This is a genomic window from Azonexus caeni (assembly GCF_048146105.1).
In the GTDB taxonomy this organism is placed as follows: Bacteria; Pseudomonadota; Gammaproteobacteria; order Burkholderiales; family Rhodocyclaceae; genus Azonexus; species Azonexus aromaticus_B.
In genome coordinates this window covers 505750-527584 of record NZ_JBKJAD010000001.1, presented here as the reverse complement: position 1 = coordinate 527584, position 21835 = coordinate 505750, and the positions used below count along the sequence as shown (strand labels likewise).

The window sequence follows — 21835 nt, the reverse complement described above, 5'->3', positions numbered from 1 at the left end:
CGCGCGGCGGGCCTCAGAAAACGCCCAGCACCGCCTGGGCGTTTTTGTCGACCTCGGCGATCAGCGCCGCCACCGGCATCCGGCGCAGCGCGGCAATTTCTCCGGCAATGCGCGGCAGTTCGGCCGGCGCGTTGCGGCCGCGATTGAGCCAGGCCGGGGGAATATCCGGCGCGTCGGTTTCGAGGACGATCGCGTCGACCGGCAAGGCAGCGGCCAGCGCGCGGATGCGCGTCGATCCGCTGTAGGTCGCCGCACCGCCAAAGCCGAGCTTGAAACCGAGTTTGATGAATTCCGCGGCCTGCTGCGGGCTGCCGTTGAAGGCATGGGCGATGCCGCCGCGCACGCGAACCCGCCGCAACTCGCGCAGCACGGCGTCCACCGCGCGCCGGACGTGGAGAATCACCGGCAAGTCGAGCGCCCGCGCCAGCTTGAGCTGGCTGACGAAAAAACGCGTCTGGCGTTCGATGTCGCTGCCGGCAACGAAGAAATCGAGGCCGATCTCACCGATCGCCAGCGGCCGTTCGGCGTCCACCCAGGAAGCGAGATGCTCGAGGTCGGCATCTCCGGCGGCATCGACATAAAGCGGATGGATGCCATACGCTGCCACGCACAACGGACTATCGGCGACAATCCGCCGCTGTCTGGCGAAGGCGGCGAAGGCGACGCCCGGAACGACGACCCGGCTCACCCCGGCGGCCTGCGCCGCCGCCAGTACCGCCTCCCGATCGGCATCGAACTCCGCCGCGTCGAGGTGGCAGTGGGTGTCGATCATCCGCGCAGGAAAGGGAAATCGGGCGCCGGGCGGCGGCCGTCGATCAGATCGCTCAAGGCCGCCGCCGAACCACAGGCCATCGTCCAGCCAAGCGTGCCGTGACCGGTGTTCAGCCACAGATTGGGCAAGCGCGAGCGCCCGAGATAGGGAACGTTGGACGGCGTCGCCGGGCGCAGACCGCACCAGAACTGCGGCTCGCCAGCCAGACGCAGGTCGGGAAACAACTGCCGGGTGCGCCGCATCAAGGCCTGGCAACGCAGTTCGTCGAGTGCCAGATCGTAACCCGCGAACTCGGCGGTGCCGGCGACGCGCAGACGGTTGCCGAAACGGGAAAAGACCAGCTTGTGCTCGTCGTCGGTCAGGCTGACGGTCGGCGCCACGGCACCGTCGGCGAGCGGCAGCGTCGCCGAATAGCCCTTGGCCGGACAGATCGCCAGGCGTATCCCGAGCGGCCGCAGGAGCAGGGGCGAGTAGCTGCCGAGGGCAACGACATAAGCGTCGGCGGCGAGCAAGGACGATTCGCCCTGCGCATCGCGCACGACAACGCCGGCGACACGACCGCCGGCACTGGCGATCCGCTCGATGCTCTGTTCGTGACGGAAAACGACGCCGGCAGCGGCTGCCCGGGCAGCCAGCGCCTGGGTGAAACGATGGGCATCACCGGATTCGTCGGACGGCGTGTAGTCGCCGCCGACCAGCAGTTTTTCCGCCCCCGCCAGCGCCGGCTCGAGGGCCACGCAGGCCCGGACGTCAAGCATCTCTCGGTCGAGGCCGAAACGGGCCATCAGGCGGGCCGCGCTCATTGCCGCCGCCAGTTCGTCCTGATCGGTGTAGATATGCAGGATGCCGCGCTGCAGCTGCTCGTATTCGAGCCCCAGTTCTTCGCGCAAACGCTGCAACTGGCCGCGGCTGTACAACGCCAGCGCCAGGATCGCCGCGATGTTGGCCTGCGTCCGGCCGGGCAGGCACTGGCGCAGGAAACGCAAACCCCACAGCCATTGTCCCGGGTCGGCGCGCCAATGCCAGCGCAAGGGCGCATCCGGGCGCCCCAGCCATTTCAGCAAGCGTGGCAGAACATGTGGATTGGCCCAGGGTTCGGCGTGTGAAACCGATATCTGCCCACCGTTGGCAAAGCTGGTTTCGAGGCCGGCCGCGGCTTGCCGGTCCACGACCGTGACCTGATGACCGGCGGCATGCAGATACCAGGCGCTGGCGGTACCGACAACCCCCGCCCCGAGGACCAGTATCCTCAAGCCTCGCCCCCCTTCTCCCGGGCGATGCGGCTGACTTCCGGCAAATGCCTGATACCGCGCATCACCGCTGCGAGATGCTTGCGGTTGGCAATCTGGATGGTGAAATGCAGGGTCGTGAACAAGCGCTCGGGATCGGCTTCCATCGACACATGTTCGATGTTCGAAGCGGCCTCTGAAATGGCGGCGGCAACCTGCGCCAGCACGCCGCGCTTGTTCTTCACCTCGACCCGGATACGCAGGTCGAACAGCTTGCCTTCTTCGGGCTCCCACTCGACATCGATCCACTTCTGCGGCTCGCTCGAACGCGACTTGCGGATCGCCGGGCAATCGTGGGTGTGGATGATCATGCCACTGCCCTTGCGGATCGAACCGATGATCGGATCGCCGGGAATCGGCTGGCAGCATGGGGCAAGCTGGATCGCCATGCCTTCGTTGCCATGGATCGCCAGGGTCAATCCGCCCGGTACCGCTGCCGCCATGCCCTCGCGCGCCAGCAGGCGACGGGCGACGACCGAGGGCAGGCGCTTGCCGAGCCCGATATCGGCGTAAACCTCGTCGATCGACTGCTGGCCGCCCGCCTTGACCAGCGCCTCCCAGGCGGCGGTCGGAATCGAAATCGGCACCACGCCGAGCGAGAGCAACTCCTGACGCAGCAGGCGCTCGCCGAGACGGGCCGATTCGACGTTCTGGGTCGTGCGCAGAAAATGGCGGATCTTGCTGCGCGCGCGGCCGGTCTTGACGTAGTTGAGCCACACCGGGTTCGGCGATGCGTCGGGTGAGGTGATGATCTCGACCAGATCGCCGTTCTTCAGCTCCGTACGCAGCGGCGCCAGTTCGTGGTTGATGCGCGCCGCCGAACAATGGTTACCGACGTCGGTATGCACCGCGTAGGCGAAATCGACCGCCGTCGCCCCATGAGGCAAAGCCATGATCTTGCCCTTGGGCGTGAACACGTAAACCTCGTCCGGAAAGAGATCGACCTTGACGTCCTCGAAGAACTCGGCCGAATTCCCGGTCTGCGACTCGAGCAGCGACTGCAGCCACTTGTGCGTCTTGATCTGCAACTCGGCGCTGCTCTCGCTGCCATCCTTGTACAGCCAGTGCGAAGCGACGCCATCCTGGGCGACGTGATGCATCTCGCGGGTACGAATCTGGACTTCCACCGGCGTGCCATAGGGGCCGATCAGCGTCGTGTGCAGCGACTGGTAGCCGTTGGCCTTGGGAATCGCGATGTAGTCCTTGAACTTGCCCGGCACCGGCTTGTACAGGCTGTGCAGGGCACCCAGCGCCAGATAGCAGTTCGGCACCTTGTCGACGACGACGCGGAAGCCGTAGATGTCGAGCACCTGCGAGAAGGAAAGCCGCTTTTCCTTCATCTTGCAGAAGATCGAATAGAGACTTTTCTCGCGCCCGAAGACTTCCGCTTCCAGCCCGGCATGCGCCAGCTTGTCGCAGACGCTTTCCTGGATCCGGGTCAGCAGTTCGCGCCGATTGCCCTTCGCCGCCTTCAGCGCCTTCGCCAGCACCTCGGCACGATGCGGGTGGATCAGCCGGAAAGCGGTGTCCTGCAACTCCCGGTAGAGCCGGCTCAAGCCCAGGCGCAAGGCGATCGGCGCGTAGATTTCGAGGGTTTCCCGGGCGATGCGCACGCGCTTGTCGGCGCGCATTGCCGACATCGTCCGGATGTTGTGCTGGCGATCGGCGAGCTTGATCAGCACGACGCGCAGGTCGCGCGCCATCGCCATCAGCATCTTGCGGAAGTTTTCCGCCTGCGCCTCCTTGTACGAGGCGAATTCCATCTTGTCCAGCTTGGACAGGCCGTCGACCATTTCGGCGACTTCCTTGCCGAACTTCTCGGCCAACTCCTGCTTGGTCGCCCCGGTGTCCTCCATCGTGTCGTGCAGGAGGGCGGCACAGATCGCATCGGCGTCCATGCACCATTCGACGACGGCGCTGGCCACCGCCAGCGGATGGGTGATGTAGGGTTCGCCCGACATGCGCTTCTGGTGCGCATGCGCCTGCTCGGCGTAGGCGTAGGCCGCCTCGATGCGTGCTACATCAGACGGCGGCAGGTAGTCGAGACGAGCGATGAACTGGCGGTAGACCTCGTCTCCGACAACCGGTGGGCGGTGTTGAGGCGCAGGCTCCATCCGGGTTCACCGCCCCGCGCGGTCAGGCCTGACCGCGGTTGAGCACTTCCAGGCCGACCTTGCCGATGGCCATCTCGCGCAGGGCGATGACGGTCGGCTTGTCCTTCTCGGCATCGACCAGCGGCGTCGCGCCGTTGGCGATCTGGCGCGCCCTGTGGGCAGCCGCCAGGGTCATCTGGAAGCGGTTGGGAATCCTTTTCAGGCAATCATCGACGGTAACGCGAGCCATGTCTAACCTCAGTTCAAATCCGTTTACATCAGCCGGGCGAACAACGCGGGATGGCGCAATCGCTGCCGACCGGGCTGCAGGCGGGGAACGCGCACGATGGCGCGCAGATCGTCCAATGCCTGCTCCAATTGGTCGTTAATAATAACATAGTCGAATTCCCCGACATGGCGCATCTCCGCCTCAGCCGCGGCAAGACGACGCTCGATGACGTCCGGCGCGTCGGTGCCGCGGCCGGTCAGGCGACGGGTCAGTTCGTCGAGCGACGGCGGCAGGATGAACACCCCGATCGCTTCCGGAAACAGCCGACGCACCTGCTGCGCGCCCTGCCAGTCGATTTCGAGCAGGACATCGCGGCCGGCGGCAAGCTGGTCGGCGATCCACTGCTTCGAGGTGCCGTAGAAGTTGCCGTGGACTTCCGCCCACTCCAGGAATTCGTCGCGGGCGATCATCGCCCGGAAGGCGTCGACGGCGACGAAATGGTATTCGCGCCCATCCGCCTCGCCCGGTCGCGGGCTGCGCGTGGTGTGGGAAATCGACAGGCGGATCGCCGGCTCGCGTTCGAGCAGCATCCTGATCAGCGTCGTCTTGCCGGCGCCCGAGGGCGCCGCAATGATGTAAAGATCGCCCGCCATCTACCCTCCGCTCATTCCAGGTTCTGGATCTGCTCGCGCATCTGCTCGATCAGCAGCTTGAGCTCCATCGCCGCCTGCGAAACCTCGGTGATCGCCGACTTCGACGCCAGCGTGTTGGCCTCGCGGTTGAGTTCCTGCATCAGGAAATCGAGGCGCTTGCCGCTGGCGCCGCCGGCCTTCAGCACCCGCTCGACCTCGTCGAGATGGGCAGTCAGGCGCGACAGTTCCTCGGCGACGTCGATGCGCGTCGCGAACACCGCCACTTCCTGCAGGATGCGGTCGTCACTGGCGTTGCCCAGCGCTTCCTGCAGACGTTGCCGCAGCTTGTCGGTGAACACGGCCTGCGCCTCGGGAATGCGCGGCGCGACATCGCGGACGATGGCGCGCATGGCATTGACCCGGTCGACGATCATCGCCGCCAGCTTTTCGCCTTCGCGGGCGCGGGTTGCCGTGAAATCGTCGAGCGCTTCGCGGGCCAGTGCCAGGACGACCGGGCCGAGCGCGGCAAAATCGATTTCCTGGTCGCCGAACATGCCCGGCCAGCGCAACACCTCATTGACCGACAGCGGCGCCGCTTCCGGCATCGCCGTGCGCACCTGGTCGGCGAGGCCGCGCAGGGCGGCGAGCAATTCGTCGTTGAGCGTCAGTTGCTCGCCGCGCGCCACGGCCGCATTGAACGACAGGCGGCATTCGACCTTGCCCCGCGACAGACGGCTGGCGAGCAGTTCGCGCAGCGGCAATTCCATGCTGCGCAAATCTTCCGCAACCCGGAAATGAAAATCCAGATAGCGGGAATTGACGCTTTTTAGTTCCAATTGCAGCGTTCCCCGCTCAAGATCGCGGGTTTTCACTGCATATCCGGTCATGCTGCAAATCATCGGGGCTCGCTCTCCAGCTTTACAGGTCGGACAACACGCCCGACAATGCCTGCGATTGCATGATAACCGCGAGATCGATGGCGCAACAAGCCAACCACCCGCTGCCTGGCGGCCACCAGCTGGAGGAGTACACCATAGAACGCCAGCTGTCGCTGGGCGGGTTTTCCATCGTCTATCTGGCCCGCGACCCCGACAACAACCAGGTCGCGATCAAGGAATACCTGCCCAACAGCCTGGCCCTGCGTGCCAAGGGCGACATCTGCCCGGTCATCACCGACGATCACCTCGGCGCCTTCCGCTACGGGATGAAGTGCTTCTTCGAGGAAGGCCGCGCCCTGGCCCGCCTGTCGCATCCGAACGTGATCCGCGTGCTGAACTTCTTCCGCGCCAACGAAACCGTTTACATGGTCATGGAATATGAACATGGCCGCACCCTGCAGGAATTCATCCAGAAACACCAGGGGCATATTTCCGAACGCTTCATCCGCGGCGTGTTCACCCGCATGCTCAACGGCCTGCGCGAAGTTCATTCGCACAAGCTGCTGCACCTTGACCTCAAGCCCTCGAACATCTACCTGCGCAGCGACAACACGCCGGTGCTGATCGACTTCGGCGCCGCCCGCCAGACCCTGGTCAGCGACCAGCCGATGCTCAAGCCGATGTACACCCCGGGCTTCGCCTCGCCGGAGCACTACGGCAACCGCCAGGATCTCGGCCCGTGGAGCGACATCTACAGCGTCGGCGCCTCGATGTACGCCTGCCTCGACGGCGCCGCGCCACAGGCCGCCGACGAGCGCCTGCGCAAGGACACGCTGACGCCGGCCATGGTGCGCTGGGAAGGCCAGTATTCTGACCGCCTGCTCGAAATCATCGACTGGTGCCTCAGCCTCAACCATCTCTACCGTCCGCAAAGCGTCTTCGCGCTGCAGAAGGCACTGGTCGCCGACACGCACCCGCCGCATGCCCGCCTGGAAAGCGGCTGGATCGGCCGCTTCGTCGACAAATTCAGGAATTCGCCGCGATGAGATTCACCATCTACCAGGAAAGCCGCCAGGGCGGACGCGCCAACAACGAAGACCGCAGCACCTACTGCTATTCGCGCGACGCGCTGCTGATGGTGATCGCCGACGGGATGGGTGGCCATCACCACGGCGAGATCGCCGCCCAACTGGCGGTGCAGACCATGGCTGCGGCGTTCCAGAACGAAGCCAAACCGCTGCTCGACGACCCCTTCGACTTCCTGCACCGCGGCATGACCCATGCCCACCATGCGATCCGCGATTACACCGCGCGTCACGACCTCGACGACTCGCCGCGCACCACCTGCGTCGCCTGCGTCATCCAGGACAACGTCGCCTATTGGGCGCACGCTGGCGATTCCCGCCTCTACCTGATGCGCAACGGCCGCGTCATCGCCCAGACGCGCGACCACTCGCGCATCCGCCTGCTGCTCGACGAAGGCCTGATCACCGAAGCCCAGGCGGCGCGTCACCCCGACCGCAACAAGATCTATAGCTGCCTGGGCGGGCCGAGCCTGCCGGACATCGATTTCTCGCGCAAGACGCCGCTCGAACACGGCGATGTCGTGCTGCTGTGCACCGACGGCCTGTGGGGCGTCACCTCCGGCGAAATGATGGCGGTCGCGCTGAAAGGCGCCAACCTCCTGCAGGCCCTGCCGATGCTGGTCAACCAGGCCGAGACCAAGGCCGGCAGCCACGGCGACAACCTGTCGGCGGTCGCCGTCTGCTGGGAAGACAACTACGTCGAAGCCCTGAGCAGCGCGATCTCGACACAAACCATGCCGGTCGGTGAAGTCACCACCAAACTCGACGAGTTCGGCCGCAACCCGACCTACAAGAGCGAACTCTCCGACGACGAGATCGAAGCGGCGATCGAGGAAATCCGCGCCGCCATCGACAAGTTCAACCCCAAGAAGTAAAGGAATCCCCATGCGTCCCAGCCAGCGCCAGCCGGACCAGCTCCGTGCCGTCCGCATCACCCGCAACTTCACCCGCCATGCCGAAGGTTCGGTGCTGATCGAAATGGGCGACACCCGCGTGCTGTGCACCGCCTCGGTCGAGGAGAGCCTGCCGCCCTTCCTGCGCGGCAAGGGCCAGGGCTGGGTCACCGCCGAATACGGCATGCTGCCGCGCTCGACGCACACGCGCAGCGCGCGCGAGGCGGCCAAGGGCAAGCAGACCGGCCGCACCCAGGAAATCCAGCGCCTGATCGGCCGCAGCCTGCGCGCCGTGACCAATCTCAAGGCCCTTGGCGAACGCCAGATCACGCTCGACTGCGACGTCCTGCAAGCCGATGGCGGTACCCGCTGCGCCTCGATCACCGGCGCCTGGATCGCCCTCTATGAAGCCTGCGAGAAGCTGGTGCAGTCCGGCAAGCTGCCGGCCAACCCGGTCAAGGACCACGTCGCCGCCGTCTCGGTCGGCATCTATAACGGCAGCGCGGTGCTCGACCTCGACTACCCGGAAGACTCCAACTGCGACACCGACATGAACGTCATCATGACCGGCAACGGCGGCATCGTCGAAGTCCAGGGCACGGCCGAAGGCGAACCGTTCAGCCGCGAGCAGATGAACGTGCTGATGGACCTCGCCCAGATGGGCATCCGCCAGCTGGTCGCCGAACAGCAAAAGGCGCTCGCCGCATGAAGAAGCTCGTCCTCGCCTCGAACAACGCCAAGAAGATGAAGGAGCTGAACGCGCTCCTCGCGCCACTCGGCTTCGAAGTCATCCCGCAAGGCCAGCTTGGCATCCCGGAAGCCGAGGAACCGCACTGCACCTTCGTCGAGAACGCCTTGGCCAAGGCCCGCCACGCCGCCCAGCACAGCGGCCTGCCGGCGCTCGCCGACGATTCCGGCCTGTGCGTCAAGGCACTCGGCGGCGCCCCCGGCGTGATCTCCGCCCGCTACGCTGGCGAACCGAAATCCGACGCCCGCAACAACGAAAAGCTGCTCGCCGACCTCGCCGCCTTCCCGCAGATGACCGAGCGCAAGGCGCACTTCGTCTGCGTCCTCGTCCTCGTACGTAGCGCCGACGACCCGCAGCCGATCATCGCCGAAGGCGAATGGCCCGGCGAAATCCTCGCCGCTCCGCAAGGCGCCGACGGCTTCGGCTACGACCCGCTGTTCTACGTCCCTACCTACGCGTGCACCGCCGCCGAACTCGACCCGACGGTCAAGAACAAACTCTCGCATCGCGGCCAGGCGATGCAGAAGCTGATCGAGCGGCTGCCGGAACTCTGACCCTCACCTCGCCCGCCGTTTCCGGTATGCTGGTCGCCCAGCAGGTTTAATTCATATGTCATCCGGAATTCAGCCATGAGCGAACAGCCCCTCCGCTTCACTGAACCGCCGGCCGGCTACACCGACTGGCTGGCCGACCTGAAAACCCGCATCCACACGGCCCAGCAGCGCGCAACGCTGGCGGTCAACCGCGAACTGGTGCTGCTCTACTGGCAGATCGGCCGCGACATCCTGGCCCGGCAAGGCGAACAGGGCTGGGGCGCCAAGGTCATCGACCGCCTGGCCGAGGATTTGCGCCAGGCCTTCCCCGCCATGAAAGGCTTCTCGCCGCGCAACCTCAAGTACATGCGCGCCTTTGCCGAAGCCTGGCCGGACGAGGCAATTGTGCAAGGGGTGCTTGCACAATTGCCTTGGTACCACCAGATCGCGCTGCTGGACAAACTCCCCGGCCCCGAAACCCGCCGCTGGTACGCCGCCAAGGCCATCGAGCACAACTGGTCGCGCAATGTCCTGGTGATGCAGATCGAAGCCCGGCTACTGGAGCGCAGCGGCAATCTTGTCTCGAATTTTCCCGACACACTGCCCGCAGCGCAATCCGACCTCGCCCGCGAGGCGCTGAAAGACCCCTACCGTTCCGATTTCCTCGGCCTGACCGAAGCGGCGCACGAACGCGACATCGAAAACGCCCTGATGCAGCACGTCACCGACTTCCTGCTCGAACTGGGCGCCGGCTTTGCCTTCGTCGGCCGGCAGGTGTTGCTGAACGTCGGCGGCGAGGAATTCTTCATCGACCTACTGTTCTATCACCTCAAGTTGCGCTGCTACGTCGTGATCGAACTGAAAGGCGGCAAGTTCAAGCCCGAACACCTGGGACAACTCGGCTTCTACATGACCGCTGTCGATCGCCAGATCAGGCACGCCCAGGACAACCCGACCATCGGCCTGCTGCTGTGCAAGAGCAAGAACAAGGTAGTGGCCGAATACGCACTGGGCGACAAAGGCCAGCCGATGGGCATCGCCGAGTACAAGCTGCTGGAATCCCTGCCCGAGGAATTGCAGACGAGCTTGCCGAGTATTGAACGGATCGAGGCAGAACTGGCAAAAAACGAGGCATTTGCGCCGGGAGAAACGCAGTGAAATCCCAAGCGGGAACAGCCCCGACCAACCGCCCGCGTCCGCTTCACCTTCTCATCTCTCTGGGACTCTCCTTCCTGCTGCATTCCTCCCCGGCGCAAAGCCAGAATGTACCGGCGGAACTGATCGGCGTCTGGCAGGGAACGATCGGCAAGCGGCAGATCGTCGCCTGCTGGGATCAGACTGGCGGCCACTACTATCCGCTGCGCAAACCATTGCGCATCAGCCTGTCGGCCCCCGACGGGGAAAATCCCCACTGGATCGAAAACCTGGGCATCGAAACCAGCAGCACCTGGCAACTGGACAAGCCGACCGGCAAGCGGCTGACGGGAACCTGGCGGCAAAGCGAAGCGGCACCGCCATCGCCGATCCGGCTTAGCCGCGTCAAGCTGAACCAGGCCAGGGAAGGCCAAACACCCGACTGCCTTTTCGATAGCCCACTCCAGACCGCGTTCAACGCACCGCGCATTGCCGCACAGAAGATCACGACGGGGCAAGCCAAGGTATTCATGGGCAGAACCTACCGGGTCATCCAGGCCATGCAGGGCAATGTCGCGTCGCTGGAACTGGAGGGCGAAGGCGAGCCAATTCAACGCGCCAACAAACGCCTGCGCCAACTATTGCAGGACAGCATCGCCGCTTATCTCGCTTGCGACAGCTTCGATCCGCCCCGCCAAGGCGACTGGACCGACAGCGTCCGTTTGCGCTTCTGGGACGATGACTGGCTATCCTGGTCGTCGCATGGCGAGTGGTATTGCGGCGGCGCCCACCCCTCTTTCAACAACGAAACCCGGGTGCTTAGCCTGCACACCGGCAAGGAAGCAGACCTCTGGTCCTGGTTCCGCGTGGTCAAAAAGAGCGAAGGCAATCCGGACCAGATCTGCGATTCCCTGGAGGATCGCTGCCTTCCGAAAAATCTCGCCAGGCGCATCGCCAAAACGAAACCCGAGGTAGACAAGATCGCCCCCTGCAAACCGGAAGACTTCGACTTCGGCATGGTCGACGGTGGCTACGACATCGGCCTGACCCCCAAGGGAATCGCGTTCATCCCGTGGCTCCCCGAACCCGCGCGTATCATGCGCATCTGCTACGCCCGCTACACGATTCCCTTTGCCGATCTGCAGCCCTATCTGACCCCCGTTGGCAAGGCAGCCGTAGCGCAAATCCTGCGCGGCGCAGCCGAGCCACCCGCCCCACCGTCACCCCCACCGGCCGAAGCGAAGAACACCGCGCTCCCGGATTGAATCCCGCCCCCTCGAAGCATGTCGATCACCATCCCGATCATTCCCGCCCCGTCCCGCTCGCCTGCCAGCTCGCCCGACAGCCCGCTCGAATTCCGCAAATCCCCGGTTCTCTCGCTCTACGTCCATATCCCGTGGTGCGTGCGCAAGTGTCCGTATTGCGACTTCAACTCGCACGAGAACGGCGGCGAGATTCCCGAGCGCGAGTACGTCGATGCGCTGATCGCCGACTTGCAATCGGCGCTGCCGCTGATCTGGGGCCGGCCGGTGCAGACGGTGTTCTTTGGCGGCGGCACGCCCAGCCTGCTGTCGCCGGGCGCCATCGACGAGCTGATCGGCGCCTTCCGGGCGCTGGCGATGTTGTCGCCGGAGGCCGAAATCACGCTCGAAGCCAATCCCGGCACGGTCGAGGCCGGCAAGTTCGCCGGCTTTCGCGCCGCCGGGGTCAATCGGCTGTCGCTCGGCATCCAGAGCTTCAACGACGAGCACCTCAAGGCGCTCGGCCGCATCCACGGCAGCGCCGAAGCGAAGCGCGCGGCGCAACTGGCCGGCGAGCACTTCGAGCGCTTCAACCTCGACCTGATGTACGGCCTGCCTTATCAAACGCAGGAGCAAGCGCTCGCCGACATCGACAGCGCGCTGTCCTTCGCGCCGCCGCACCTCTCCTGCTACCAGCTGACGCTGGAGCCGAACACGCACTTCGCCGCCTTCCCGCCCGACCTGCCCGAGGGCGACCTGTGCGCCGACATGCAGGAAGCCATCGAAGCCCGGCTGGCCGCCGCCGGCTACGCCAACTACGAGACCTCGGCCTTCGCCCAGCCCGGCCGGCAGTGCCTGCACAACCTCAACTACTGGCATTTCGGCGACTACCTCGGCATCGGCGCTGGCGCCCATTCCAAGCTGACGCTGCACGACCGCGTGCTGCGCCAGATGCGCCACAAGCACCCCAAGGCCTATCTGGAAAACGTCCGCGCCGGCCGGCCGATCCAGGAAGAACACGACGTCGCCGCCGCCGAACTGCCCTTCGAATTCATGATGAACGCGCTACGCCTGGCCGACGGCTTCGCCCCCAGCCTGTTCGAACTGCGCACCTCGCGGCCACTCGCCGCCATCCTGCCGCAACTCAAGGCAGCGCAGGCCGACGGCCTGCTCGACCTCGGCCCGGAAAGAATCGCGCCGACCGCCAAGGGCCGGCGCTTCCTCAACGTGTTGCTGGAACGCTTCCTCTAGCCGCCGACCGGCGTACACAACTCGACCAAGAAACCCTCCAGGTCGGCCACGTAAGCCACCGTCTGCCACCAGGGCATCGCCTCCGGCGCCTGCACCAGGCGCGCGCCGGCTGCCACGGCACGGTCGACCGCCGCCGCGACATCGTCGCAGACGAAGGCAATCTCGAAACAGGGCGCGCCGCTGACCGGCGCCGACGGCTGCTTGCCCAGCTGACGCATCAGCGCCCGCGAGGAAAAGGCAAGCGCCGTGCCGCCGGTCTCCAGCTCGCCGAAATCGCCGCTCTCATGCAGAAAGCGCACGCTCAGCCCGAAGGCGGCAACGTAGAAGTCGAGCGTCCGGCGGACGTCGTCGACGTAAAGGATGGTGTAGCCGAATTTCATCGGACGCTCCCGGCAGACGCCACCCGGCCTCAGCCGAACAGCCCGCCCTTCTTCAGCATGCCCAGCCCCTGGCCGAGCAGGTCGCCGCCCTGCGGCAACTGGCCGTTCGGCGTCAGTTGATCGACCAGACCGGGCAGCAGATCGGCCAGCCCGTTCGCCGCTTCCTGCGGCGCCATCCCGGCCTGCCCGGCCAGCTTGCCGAGGAAATCGCCACCGAGCACCGAACTCAACTGATCGCCCGAGATCGGCAGGTTCTTGCCGGTCGACACCCAGGAATTGACGATCTCACCCAGCCCGCCTTGCTGGAAAGCCTGCACCAGCCCGCCAATACCGCCCGGATACTGATTGACCAACTGCATGGCCATCTCGGCCAGCCCGTTACCCTTGCCACCGAGTGCATTGGCGGCCAGCCCGCCGACTACCTGATCGAGAAGACCCATGATTCGCTCCTGAGGGGAAAAGGCCATCGTACCGGGATGATGCAAAGGGTAGGTTAAGAATTGTGACGTGGGGACAAGACCAGTCGGAAGCAGCTGCGTTATATGTTTCAAGGGCTGCTCGGCGGCCATTGCGGCGGCCATTGGGGAGCTTCGAGCTTAGTAACCGGTTTGAATGGAAAGCAGACTTTACTGAAACTAGAAAAGCCGGAGCGACACAGGTTAATATGCCTTGTACATGAAGCCGCAAGCAGAAACAGCCACATTCGGTTGTATTGGGAGATCACACGTGCAGAAATCATCTGCCCGCATTGCGGGAAGGCCTTCAAGATTAAGGAGGCGGGTTACGTGGACATCAGCGCAAAAATGAGTCGTCAACGGAGGCAAGATGGCAGAAGTGAATCGTTCCAAGCTAATGCGTATTACGGTGCGCAATATAGGTTGCATCGGTAACGACGGAGTCGAGATCGAGCTAGACAATGTTGTCTGTTTGGTCGGCAAGAACAACGCTGGAAAATCCACCGTCCTGCGCGCCTATGAGCTAGCGAAAGGATCGGTGGGCTTCGATTTTGCTAAAGATCGCTGCCAATACGCTCCGAAGGACCAACCATCCGAGGTGTTACTTGAGGTGCACATTCCGGACGGCATCGGCAATGTCGATGCCAAGTGGAAGACTGAAAAGGACGGCTTCCTGATCGTTAAGAGCCGATGGCAATGGGCGGGCCCGAGTTATCAAAAGGTACGCACTACCTGGGATCCCACGGGGGGCGCCGATGGTAAAGGCGCATGGGCTGACGACTTGAAGGCGGGCGGTGCCGATCCAGTTTTCAATTCTAGATTGCCGCGTCCGTTGCGTATTGGTTCTCTGGACGATGCAGCGAAGACAGAGGAAATGCTGCTAGCCCTTGCGCTCGGGCCGTTGCTTTCCAGCCTTGAAAAGGAACGTGTCAATCCAGAGTCTGCACTCTCCAAGGCAATCTCCAGTGTGTCTGATCGCCTTGACGCTCTCAGTGGTGCGCACGAAGATCACTTTAATACCATTGCCGGTCGTATCGCGACAGGCTTTCGGGGGGTCTTTCCCCGCTTGGACGTCAAGCTGAAGATTGGTGCGGCCCCGTTGGTCCCCAAGCTTGGGGACCTAATCAAGGGCGGATCAAGCCTCAAGGTTCAAGACGGCGCTGCAGAAACAGACCTAATTCAGCAAGGTACGGGAGCTCGACGCGCACTATTTTGGTCGATGCTTCAGGTTCACAACGAATTGTCTCGAGACAAGGAAATTCGACAAGACTACCGTAAGCGACTCGAGAAGGAGCTTGGCGAAGCCGAGAAAAAACTGGCGAAGACAAAGGAGGCTGCTAATAAGCACGCCCTAGAGGAGACTATCGGCCAGCTTAAGGCGCTGCTAGAGGCCCACGATGGCGGGGCACCGATTCCCGACAGCCCTGATGACCCTGCCTTCCCCGGCTACCTGCTGCTGATCGATGAGCCAGAGAACGCATTGCACCCGATGGCAGCACGAGCCGCCCAACGCCATCTATACGAGCTGGCAGAGAGCCCCGATTGGCAAGTGATCATGACAACCCACTCTCCCCATTTTGTTAACCCTTTTGAAGATCACACCACCATCGTTCGTCTCGAACGTGCCGGCGATGGTGAGGCGGCATTCGTCGCGCCGAAGACTTACCGCTCTGATTTGATTGAGTTTGAAGGGGATGACAAGCAGCGCCTCCAAGCTCTACAGCACATCGACCCAAGCTTTTCTGAAATATTCTTTGGTTCATATCCTGTTCTAGTCGAAGGGGATACAGAGCATGCTGCTTTCATGTCGTCGATCCTCGAACGTCAACATGGGTTGATGGATCGGGTCACGGTTATTCGAGCTCGGGGGAAGGCGATTCTGGTACCCCTGATTAGGGTGATGACGCACTTTAAGATCAACTTCGGGATCGTTCACGATACCGATTCACCGTTCAATAAAAATGGTCACAAGAACGGTATGTGGACGGAGAACGAGAAGATTCGCAACGCGGTCTTGGGTGCTCGTACTGCTGGGTTGGAGGCTCGTCACAGGATCAGCATTCCAGACTTTGAACGATTTCTTGGAGGCGAGGAAGAATCGAAAGACAAGCCCTTGAACACTTACCTCGTCGTCGCCAAAGACAACAAAAAGGCACAACAAGTGCAGGACCTAATGACGGCGCTCTTTACATCTGCCCAGCATGAACCCTTTGTTGACGGAGCTCTGGGTGAAGGAGACTACCTGTCTTGGCTAACCAAAGTTGTCCAAGCTTGGGCCAAGGAAAATGGCGTTTCTAACGATGTGCGATTCAAGGGAGCTTGACTGGCTAGCGGCACAAAGCAAGTGCTATGGCTTAGCCTCAAGAGTTAAGTACCTACCGAATCGGCCCGCGTTAAGCGTACACCTCGAAGGTCTGCTTCGATTCCCGGAACCGCCGGTGTATTGGACGAAATCGGACTTCCTCGGCCGAACTACAGCCCTTCAAAAAACAACTAGACGACCGGTCTAATCAAGCGCACAATGCCACCCCATGAAAACCCGTCACGACAACACCCGCCAGCATGTCCTTGAAACCGGCCAGCGCATCATTGCCGGCAAGGGCTTTGCCAGTGTCGGGTTGAACGAGATTCTGACCGCGGCCGGGGTGCCCAAGGGGTCGTTCTACCATTACTTCGAGTCCAAGGAGCAGTACGGGCAGGCGCTGCTGGAGGATTACTTCGCGCGTTATCTGGCCGATCTCGATGCGCTGTTCGCGGCCGAGGCGCTGAGTGCGCAGGAGCGGCTGGCGTGTTACTGGCAGCGCTGGCTGGACAAGCAGGCGGCGTGCGCCGAGCAGCAGTGCCTGGTGGTCAAGCTGGGCGGCGAGGTGGCGGATTTGTCCGATCCGATGCGCGAGACGCTGCGCGACGGTACCGGGCAGATTGTCAGCCGCATTGCCCGGCTGCTCGAAACCGGCATGGCCGACGGTTCGATCCCGCCGCTCGATGCCGCCGCGACGGCGCAGACGCTGTATCAGTTGTGGCTGGGCGCCAGCCTGCTGGCGAAGTTGCAGCGCCAGGCGCAGCCGCTGGAGAATGCCCTGCAGTTCACCCGGCAGTTGTTGAGCCGCTGATTGATTTCCGGGCCGTCCGTCGACGGCCCTTTTTTGACGCAAGAAACTAGACGACCGGTCTAATCAAACCTCAGGAGAAACGCCATGACCACGCTGTTCGAGCCGATCCAGATCGGCGACATCGCCCTCGCCAACCGTATCGTGATGGCGCCGTTGACGCGCAATCGTGCCGTTGCCGGCAATTGCCCCGGCCCGCTGACCGTCGAGTATTACCGCCAGCGCGCCAGCGCCGGCCTGATCATTGCCGAAGCCAGCCCGATTTCGCCGATGGCGCAGGGTTACCTCGACACCCCGGGCATCTGGTCGGCCGAGCAGGTCGCCGCCTGGCGCGCCGTGACCGACGCCGTGCATGCCGAGGGCGGCAAGATCGTGCTGCAGTTGTGGCACGTCGGCCGCATTTCGCATGTGTCGCTGCTGCCGGACGGCGCCGCGCCGGTGTCGTCGACTGCCCGCACCGCCGAGGCCAGCACCTTCACCCGCGACGGCTTCGTGCCGGTGTCGGCGCCGCGTGCCCTGCGCGACGACGAGCTGCCCGGTCTGGTCGAGGATTACCGCAAGGCGGCGCGCAACGCCATTGCCGCCGGTTTCGACGGCGTCGAGATCCACGCCGCCAACACCTACCTGCTGGAGCAGTTCCTGCGCGACAGCGTCAATGACCGCAGCGGCCCCTACGGCGGCAGCATCGAGAACCGCGCCCGCCTGTTGTTCGAGGTGGTCGACGCCATCGTCGGCGAGATCGGCGCCGGCCGCACCGGCATCCGCCTGAGCCCGCTGACCACCTTCACCGCGCCGCTCGACAGCAACCCGCAGGCGCTCTACGGCTACGTGATCGACAAGCTGGCCGGCTACGGCCTGGCCTTCCTGCACATCATCGAAGGCGAAACCGGCGGCACGCGCACGCCGGCCGCCAGCTTCGACTACGCCGCCGCGCGCCGCGCCTTCAAGGGGCCGTGGCTGGTGAACAACGGCTACACCAAGGAGCTGGCCGAGCAGGTGATCGCCGATGGCGGTGCCGACCTGATCGCCTTCGGCCGCGGCTTCATCGCCAACCCGGACCTCGTCCGCCGCCTGCGCGAAGGCGCGCCGTGGAACGAACTGCGCGCCGACAAGCTGTACGGCGGCGGGGCCGAGGGTTACACCGACTATCCGACCTTGGCGTAAGCGCCCACTCCCAACCCCGGGCGCGGCGGCACGCAGAGGCCGCCGCGCCAGACAGAGAACAGCATGACTTCTTCCGACCGCTGGCGTCCGATCCTGGCGCTGATCGTCCTTACCTCGATCTGGGGCTACACCTGGGTGCTGGCCAAGCACGGGCTGGAATACGCGCCGCCCTTCGCCTTCGCCGCCGAGCGCTGCATCGGCAGCGCCGTGGCGCTGTTCATCGCGCTGCGCCTGACCGGCCGCAAGCTGACGCTGACCGCCCCCGGCGCGACGCTGGGCATCGCGCTGACCCAGGTCGCCGGTTTCATGATCTTCCAGACCTGGGCGCTGGTCGAAGGCGGACCGGGCAAGACGGCGGTGCTCATCTTCACCATGCCGATCTGGACCCTGCTGCTGGCCTGGCCGATCCTCGGCGAACGGGTGCGCGGCACGCAATGGATCGCCGCCGCGTGCACGCTGATCGGCCTGCTGCTGATCATCGAACCGTGGGAAATGCACGGCGGCCTGCTGAGCCCGGCGCTCGGCATCGTCGCCGCCATCTGCTGGGCGATCGGCACCATCCTGGTCAAACGCCTGCGCGGTCGCCAGCCGGTGGACCTGCTGACGCTGACCGCGTGGCAGATGGCGCTCGGCTCGATTCCCCTGGTCATCCTGGCGCTGCTCGTGCCGGAACGGCCGACCGACTGGACCTGGAGCTACGCCGGCATCCTCGGCTTCATGTCGGTGTTCAGCACGGCGCTCTGCTGGTGGCTGTGGATCTACATCCTCGACCGCGTGCCGGCCTGGGAAGCCAGCCTGTCGGTGCTGGGCACGCCGGTGGTCGCCATCCTGTCGTCGCGGCTGACCTTCGGCGAAGCGTTCAAGAGCAGCGAAGTCGCCGGCATCCTGCTCATCGGCGGCGGCCTGGCGCTACTCTCGCTGCTCGGCTGGATCGCCAGCCGACGCCCGGCGGTCGCCGCCATCAATCAACGTCTGCAGGAGGAAAAGGCATGAACCCGCTCGCCGAGGTGAAACTCTCCCTGCTCGATCTGGTCGCCGTGCGCCAGGGCGGCAGCGTGGCCGAGGCGCTGCGGATCGCCACCGACGCCGCGCGCCACGCCGAAAAGCTTGGCTTTGCCCGCTACTGGCTGGCCGAGCACCACAACATGCCGGGCATCGCCAGTTCGGCCACCGCCGTACTGGTCGGCCACATGGCCGGCGCGACCAAGACGATCCGCGTCGGTTCGGGCGGCGTCATGCTGCCCAACCACGCGCCGCTGGTCGTCGCCGAAGCTTTCGGCACGCTCGCCGAGCTGTATCCGGGGCGGATCGACCTCGGCCTCGGCCGCGCCCCCGGCACCGACCGCTTGACCATGCACGCGCTGCGCCGCGAGCGCATCGAGCGCGAGGACGATTTCCCGCGCGACGTCGCCGAGTTGCAGCGTCTGCTCGCCCCGGCCCAGCCCGGCCAGCCGCTGGTCGCCGTGCCCGGTGCCGGCACCGAGGTGCCGATCTGGCTGCTCGGTTCCAGCCTGTTCTCCGCCCGCCTCGCCGCCGAGCGCGGCCTGCCCTACGCCTTCGCGTCGCACTTCGCGCCGGCCCTGCTGCACCAGGCGCTGGCCGTCTATCGCGGCAACTTCCGGCCGTCGCCGACGCTGGCCCAGCCTTACGTGATCGTCGGCGTGCCGCTGGTCGCGGCCGAAAGCGACGACGAGGCGGACTTCCTCGCCACCAGCATCTTCCAGCGCGTGCTCGGCATCCTGCGCGGCGACCGCCGGCCGCTGCCGCCACCCGTGGCCGGCTTCCTCGCCGGGCTGTCGGTGCAGGAAAAAGCCGGCATCGGCGATTTCCTCGGCGCTGCGGTGATCGGCGGGCCGGACCGCGTGCGCGAAGGACTGAGCGCGCTGCGCCAGGCGACGCAGGCCGACGAGCTGATGCTGGTCTGCGACATCTTCGACCCGGCGCTGCGCCTGCGCGCGCTCGACATCGCCACGGCGGCGTGTCGCGCCGACTGAGGTTTTTGCGGCAAACTTGCGGATACCCCGAGCAATCATCAAAACAACGGAGACAGCCATGAACCATCTGTTCGAATTCAACTATCACAACCCGACGCGCATCGTCTTCGGCCCCGACAGCTTTGCGCAACTGCCTTCGCTGCTGCCAGCCGACGTACGCGTGCTGCTCCTCTACGGTGGCGGCTCGATCAAGCAGAACGGCGTCTACGACGGCATCCGCGCCGCGCTGGCCGGGCGCGACCTGGTCGAGTTCGGCGGCGTCGAGGCCAACCCGACGCAGACCACGCTGGACCGTGCGGTCGACCTGGTCAGACGCGAAAAAATCGGCTTCATCCTCGGCGTTGGCGGCGGCTCGGTCTCCGACGGCGCCAAGTACGTCGCCGCCGCCGCGCTTTACGACGGCGACGGCTGGGACATCGTGATCGGCAAACACCAGCCGCAGCAGGCGCTGCCGGTCGGCATCGTACTGACGCTGCCGGCCACCGGTTCGGAATCGAACGCCGGCTCGGTGGTCACCAACACTGCGACGCAGGACAAGCGCGCCTTCTTCGTGCCGCCCGCCCGGCCACGCTTCGCCGTGCTCAACCCGGCGGTGATGGGCAGCCTGCCGCTGCGCCAACTGGAAAACGGCATCGTCGATGCCTTCGTCCACGTCTGCGAGCAATACCTGACCTACCCGGTCGGCGCGCTGGTCCAGGACGGTTACGCCGAGGCGGTGATGAAGGCACTGGTCAAGCTGGCCGCGACCTTCGACCGGCATGCCGAGCCGGATTGGCAACAGAACCTGATGTGGGCGGCCAACCAGGCGCTGTGCGGCATCATCGGCGTCGGCGTGCCGCAGGACTGGGCGACGCACCGCATCGCCGTCGAACTGACCGCGCTGTGGGGCATCGACCACGGCCGCACGCTGGCGATCATCCAGCCGGCGCTGCTGCGTGAGCTGATCGAGTACAAGCGGGAAAAGCTGGAACAATTCGGCCGCGAAGTCTTCGGCCTCAACGCCCCGAGCGCCGAAGATGCCATCGCCGCCATGGAAGCCTTCTACCGCAGCGTCAACATGCCGCTCCATCTGCGCGACGGCGGCATCAGCGAACCCGACGCCGCCGACCGCGTCCTGGCCGGCCTGCGCGCGCACGGCAAGATGGCGCTCGGCGGTCATGCCGGGATCGACGAAGCGAAGACGGAAAGGATCGTGCGCGCGGCTTGCGCTTGAGACTGCGCCGGGTGACGGGACGGATTCAGCGTTCGTCGCCGGCCTGCGGCGCGACGTCGGGCACTTTGTCGAGAATCGCGCGCAGCTCGTCCAGGTTTCCCCGGGCTGCGCGTTCGCTGAAGAAACTGGCGGTTTCCAGCGCGGAAACTTTCTCCGCAACCGCCAGCGCGATGAACTGGTTCAATGAGGTGTTGTCGCGCTGAGCGAGCAGGCGGGCGCGTTCGTGCAGGGAATCGGGCAGGCGCAGGGCAAGTTGGCTCATGGTGTTTCCTCCATCAGGAGCAGGCATGCGGCCGGCAACAGCAGGCGCAGGCGGAAATTGTCAGCAGCCGGCTGAAAATCGCGCTGGTTGAAAGTAACCAGCGCATCAGCGCCGGCATTCAGGGCGGTCTCCAGGACCATTTCATCCTTGGGGTCGCGTAATTGCGGCCGCCAAAGGTAATTCATACTGACCGGTTCGGCCAGAATGGCGAGCGCATCCAGAAAGCGATCGATTTCGATCCCGGACAGACCATGCATGCGCTGGATTTCCTGGCGTTTAAGCACGCTCTCGTATTCCAGCCATAGTGCTGGCGCCGCCAAAATCCGCAAACGTTGCGCGAGGGCAAGGCGCAACAACTCGTGCGACGCACCACGGCGGCTGCTCAGACCGGCAACAAGGATGTTGGTATCCAGGACGACTCGCATGATATTGCCCATGATTCTACTGGCAGTATCAAATGTCAAGGCAAGCCGAAAGAA

Annotated in this window: 23 protein-coding genes; 13 read left to right on the top strand and 10 right to left on the bottom strand. The window is 64.5% G+C overall.

Annotated elements, in window-relative coordinates; genetic code table 11:
• Nucleotides 1–13: 13 nt before the first annotated feature.
• The 6 genes from ACLIIZ_RS02455 to ACLIIZ_RS02430 are packed head-to-tail and all read right to left on the bottom strand — an operon-like array spanning nt 14 to nt 5914.
• Nucleotides 14–772 (bottom strand): TatD family hydrolase, encoded by a 759-nt coding sequence (locus ACLIIZ_RS02455; RefSeq protein WP_416690610.1) that lies wholly within the window; start codon nt 770–772, stop codon nt 14–16.
• The gene (locus ACLIIZ_RS02450; protein WP_416690609.1) at nt 769–2025 is read right to left on the bottom strand and encodes a D-amino acid dehydrogenase; all 1257 of its coding nucleotides are present in this window, start codon (nt 2023–2025) and stop codon (nt 769–771) included. Before ACLIIZ_RS02450 ends, ACLIIZ_RS02455 begins: the two co-directional genes overlap by 4 nt.
• Nucleotides 2022–4175, bottom strand: a complete 2154-nt coding sequence (locus ACLIIZ_RS02445) for a RelA/SpoT family protein (RefSeq protein WP_416690608.1) — start codon at nt 4173–4175, stop codon at nt 2022–2024. Before ACLIIZ_RS02445 ends, ACLIIZ_RS02450 begins: the two co-directional genes overlap by 4 nt.
• A 22-nt stretch (nt 4176–4197) precedes the next feature.
• Nucleotides 4198–4404: a DNA-directed RNA polymerase subunit omega gene (gene rpoZ / locus ACLIIZ_RS02440; RefSeq protein ID WP_416690607.1), complete on the bottom strand. Its 207-nt coding sequence runs from the start codon at nt 4402–4404 to the stop codon at nt 4198–4200.
• 23 nt (nt 4405–4427) lie between these two features.
• Nucleotides 4428–5036, bottom strand: a complete 609-nt coding sequence (gmk, locus tag ACLIIZ_RS02435) for a guanylate kinase (protein ID WP_416690606.1) — start codon at nt 5034–5036, stop codon at nt 4428–4430.
• Between the two features lie 11 nt (nt 5037–5047).
• The gene (locus ACLIIZ_RS02430; RefSeq protein WP_416690605.1) at nt 5048–5914 is read right to left on the bottom strand and encodes a YicC/YloC family endoribonuclease; all 867 of its coding nucleotides are present in this window, start codon (nt 5912–5914) and stop codon (nt 5048–5050) included.
• A 77-nt stretch (nt 5915–5991) separates the two neighbouring features.
• Between ACLIIZ_RS02430 and ACLIIZ_RS02425 the strand changes: the two genes are divergently transcribed.
• The 7 genes from ACLIIZ_RS02425 to hemW all read left to right on the top strand — a co-directional run bounded on the left by ACLIIZ_RS02425 (nt 5992) and on the right by hemW (nt 12778).
• Nucleotides 5992–6939 (top strand): serine/threonine protein kinase, encoded by a 948-nt coding sequence (locus tag ACLIIZ_RS02425; protein ID WP_416690604.1) that lies wholly within the window; start codon nt 5992–5994, stop codon nt 6937–6939.
• Nucleotides 6936–7853, top strand: coding sequence for a PP2C family protein-serine/threonine phosphatase (locus tag ACLIIZ_RS02420; protein ID WP_416690603.1), 918 nt, complete (start codon nt 6936–6938; stop codon nt 7851–7853). Before ACLIIZ_RS02425 ends, ACLIIZ_RS02420 begins: the two co-directional genes overlap by 4 nt.
• A 10-nt stretch (nt 7854–7863) precedes the next feature.
• On the top strand, nt 7864–8580 hold the full coding sequence (gene rph / locus ACLIIZ_RS02415) for a ribonuclease PH (protein WP_416690602.1): 717 nt from the start codon (nt 7864–7866) through the stop codon (nt 8578–8580).
• A complete protein-coding gene (gene rdgB / locus ACLIIZ_RS02410; protein WP_416690601.1) occupies nt 8577–9173 on the top strand; it encodes an RdgB/HAM1 family non-canonical purine NTP pyrophosphatase in 597 nt (198 codons plus the stop codon). Before rph ends, rdgB begins: the two co-directional genes overlap by 4 nt.
• Before the next feature lie 75 nt (nt 9174–9248).
• The gene (locus ACLIIZ_RS02405) at nt 9249–10310 is read left to right on the top strand and encodes a PDDEXK nuclease domain-containing protein (protein WP_416690600.1); all 1062 of its coding nucleotides are present in this window, start codon (nt 9249–9251) and stop codon (nt 10308–10310) included.
• Entirely contained in the window at nt 10307–11551 is a 1245-nt protein-coding gene (locus ACLIIZ_RS02400; protein ID WP_416690599.1) for a hypothetical protein, read from the top strand. Before ACLIIZ_RS02405 ends, ACLIIZ_RS02400 begins: the two co-directional genes overlap by 4 nt.
• A gap of 18 nt (nt 11552–11569) precedes the next feature.
• Nucleotides 11570–12778: a radical SAM family heme chaperone HemW gene (hemW, locus tag ACLIIZ_RS02395; protein ID WP_416690598.1), complete on the top strand. Its 1209-nt coding sequence runs from the start codon at nt 11570–11572 to the stop codon at nt 12776–12778.
• Here hemW and ACLIIZ_RS02390 read toward each other — a convergent pair.
• Together ACLIIZ_RS02390 and ACLIIZ_RS02385 are read right to left on the bottom strand one after the other, a co-directional pair.
• Complete coding sequence (locus tag ACLIIZ_RS02390; RefSeq protein WP_416690597.1) at nt 12775–13158, bottom strand: VOC family protein; 384 nt, start codon at nt 13156–13158, stop codon at nt 12775–12777. The two genes, hemW and ACLIIZ_RS02390, sit on opposite strands and share 4 nt — an antisense overlap.
• Before the next feature lie 29 nt (nt 13159–13187).
• Nucleotides 13188–13598 (bottom strand): YidB family protein, encoded by a 411-nt coding sequence (locus tag ACLIIZ_RS02385; protein WP_416690596.1) that lies wholly within the window; start codon nt 13596–13598, stop codon nt 13188–13190.
• Nucleotides 13599–13983: 385 nt separating this feature from the next.
• Here ACLIIZ_RS02385 and ACLIIZ_RS02380 point away from each other — a divergent pair, with 385 nt between their 5' ends.
• The 6 genes from ACLIIZ_RS02380 (at nt 13984) to ACLIIZ_RS02355 (ending at nt 21094) form a co-directional block, all read left to right on the top strand.
• The gene (locus tag ACLIIZ_RS02380) at nt 13984–15936 is read left to right on the top strand and encodes an ATP-dependent nuclease (protein ID WP_416690595.1); all 1953 of its coding nucleotides are present in this window, start codon (nt 13984–13986) and stop codon (nt 15934–15936) included.
• Nucleotides 15937–16144: 208 nt separating this feature from the next.
• On the top strand, nt 16145–16726 hold the full coding sequence (locus ACLIIZ_RS02375; RefSeq protein ID WP_028993600.1) for a TetR/AcrR family transcriptional regulator: 582 nt from the start codon (nt 16145–16147) through the stop codon (nt 16724–16726).
• Nucleotides 16727–16810: 84 nt separating this feature from the next.
• Complete coding sequence (locus ACLIIZ_RS02370) at nt 16811–17887, top strand: alkene reductase (RefSeq protein ID WP_416690594.1); 1077 nt, start codon at nt 16811–16813, stop codon at nt 17885–17887.
• A gap of 63 nt (nt 17888–17950) precedes the next feature.
• A complete protein-coding gene (locus tag ACLIIZ_RS02365; RefSeq protein ID WP_416690593.1) occupies nt 17951–18880 on the top strand; it encodes a DMT family transporter in 930 nt (309 codons plus the stop codon).
• Nucleotides 18877–19881, top strand: coding sequence for an LLM class flavin-dependent oxidoreductase (locus ACLIIZ_RS02360; protein ID WP_416690592.1), 1005 nt, complete (start codon nt 18877–18879; stop codon nt 19879–19881). Before ACLIIZ_RS02365 ends, ACLIIZ_RS02360 begins: the two co-directional genes overlap by 4 nt.
• A 58-nt stretch (nt 19882–19939) precedes the next feature.
• The gene (locus ACLIIZ_RS02355) at nt 19940–21094 is read left to right on the top strand and encodes an iron-containing alcohol dehydrogenase (RefSeq protein ID WP_416690591.1); all 1155 of its coding nucleotides are present in this window, start codon (nt 19940–19942) and stop codon (nt 21092–21094) included.
• Between the two features lie 25 nt (nt 21095–21119).
• Here ACLIIZ_RS02355 and ACLIIZ_RS02350 read toward each other — a convergent pair whose 3' ends face one another.
• A complete protein-coding gene (locus ACLIIZ_RS02350) occupies nt 21120–21356 on the bottom strand; it encodes a toxin-antitoxin system HicB family antitoxin (RefSeq protein WP_121456537.1) in 237 nt (78 codons plus the stop codon).
• The gene (locus ACLIIZ_RS02345) at nt 21353–21793 is read right to left on the bottom strand and encodes a putative toxin-antitoxin system toxin component, PIN family (RefSeq protein WP_416690590.1); all 441 of its coding nucleotides are present in this window, start codon (nt 21791–21793) and stop codon (nt 21353–21355) included. Before ACLIIZ_RS02345 ends, ACLIIZ_RS02350 begins: the two co-directional genes overlap by 4 nt.
• Nucleotides 21794–21835 lie beyond the last annotated feature (42 nt).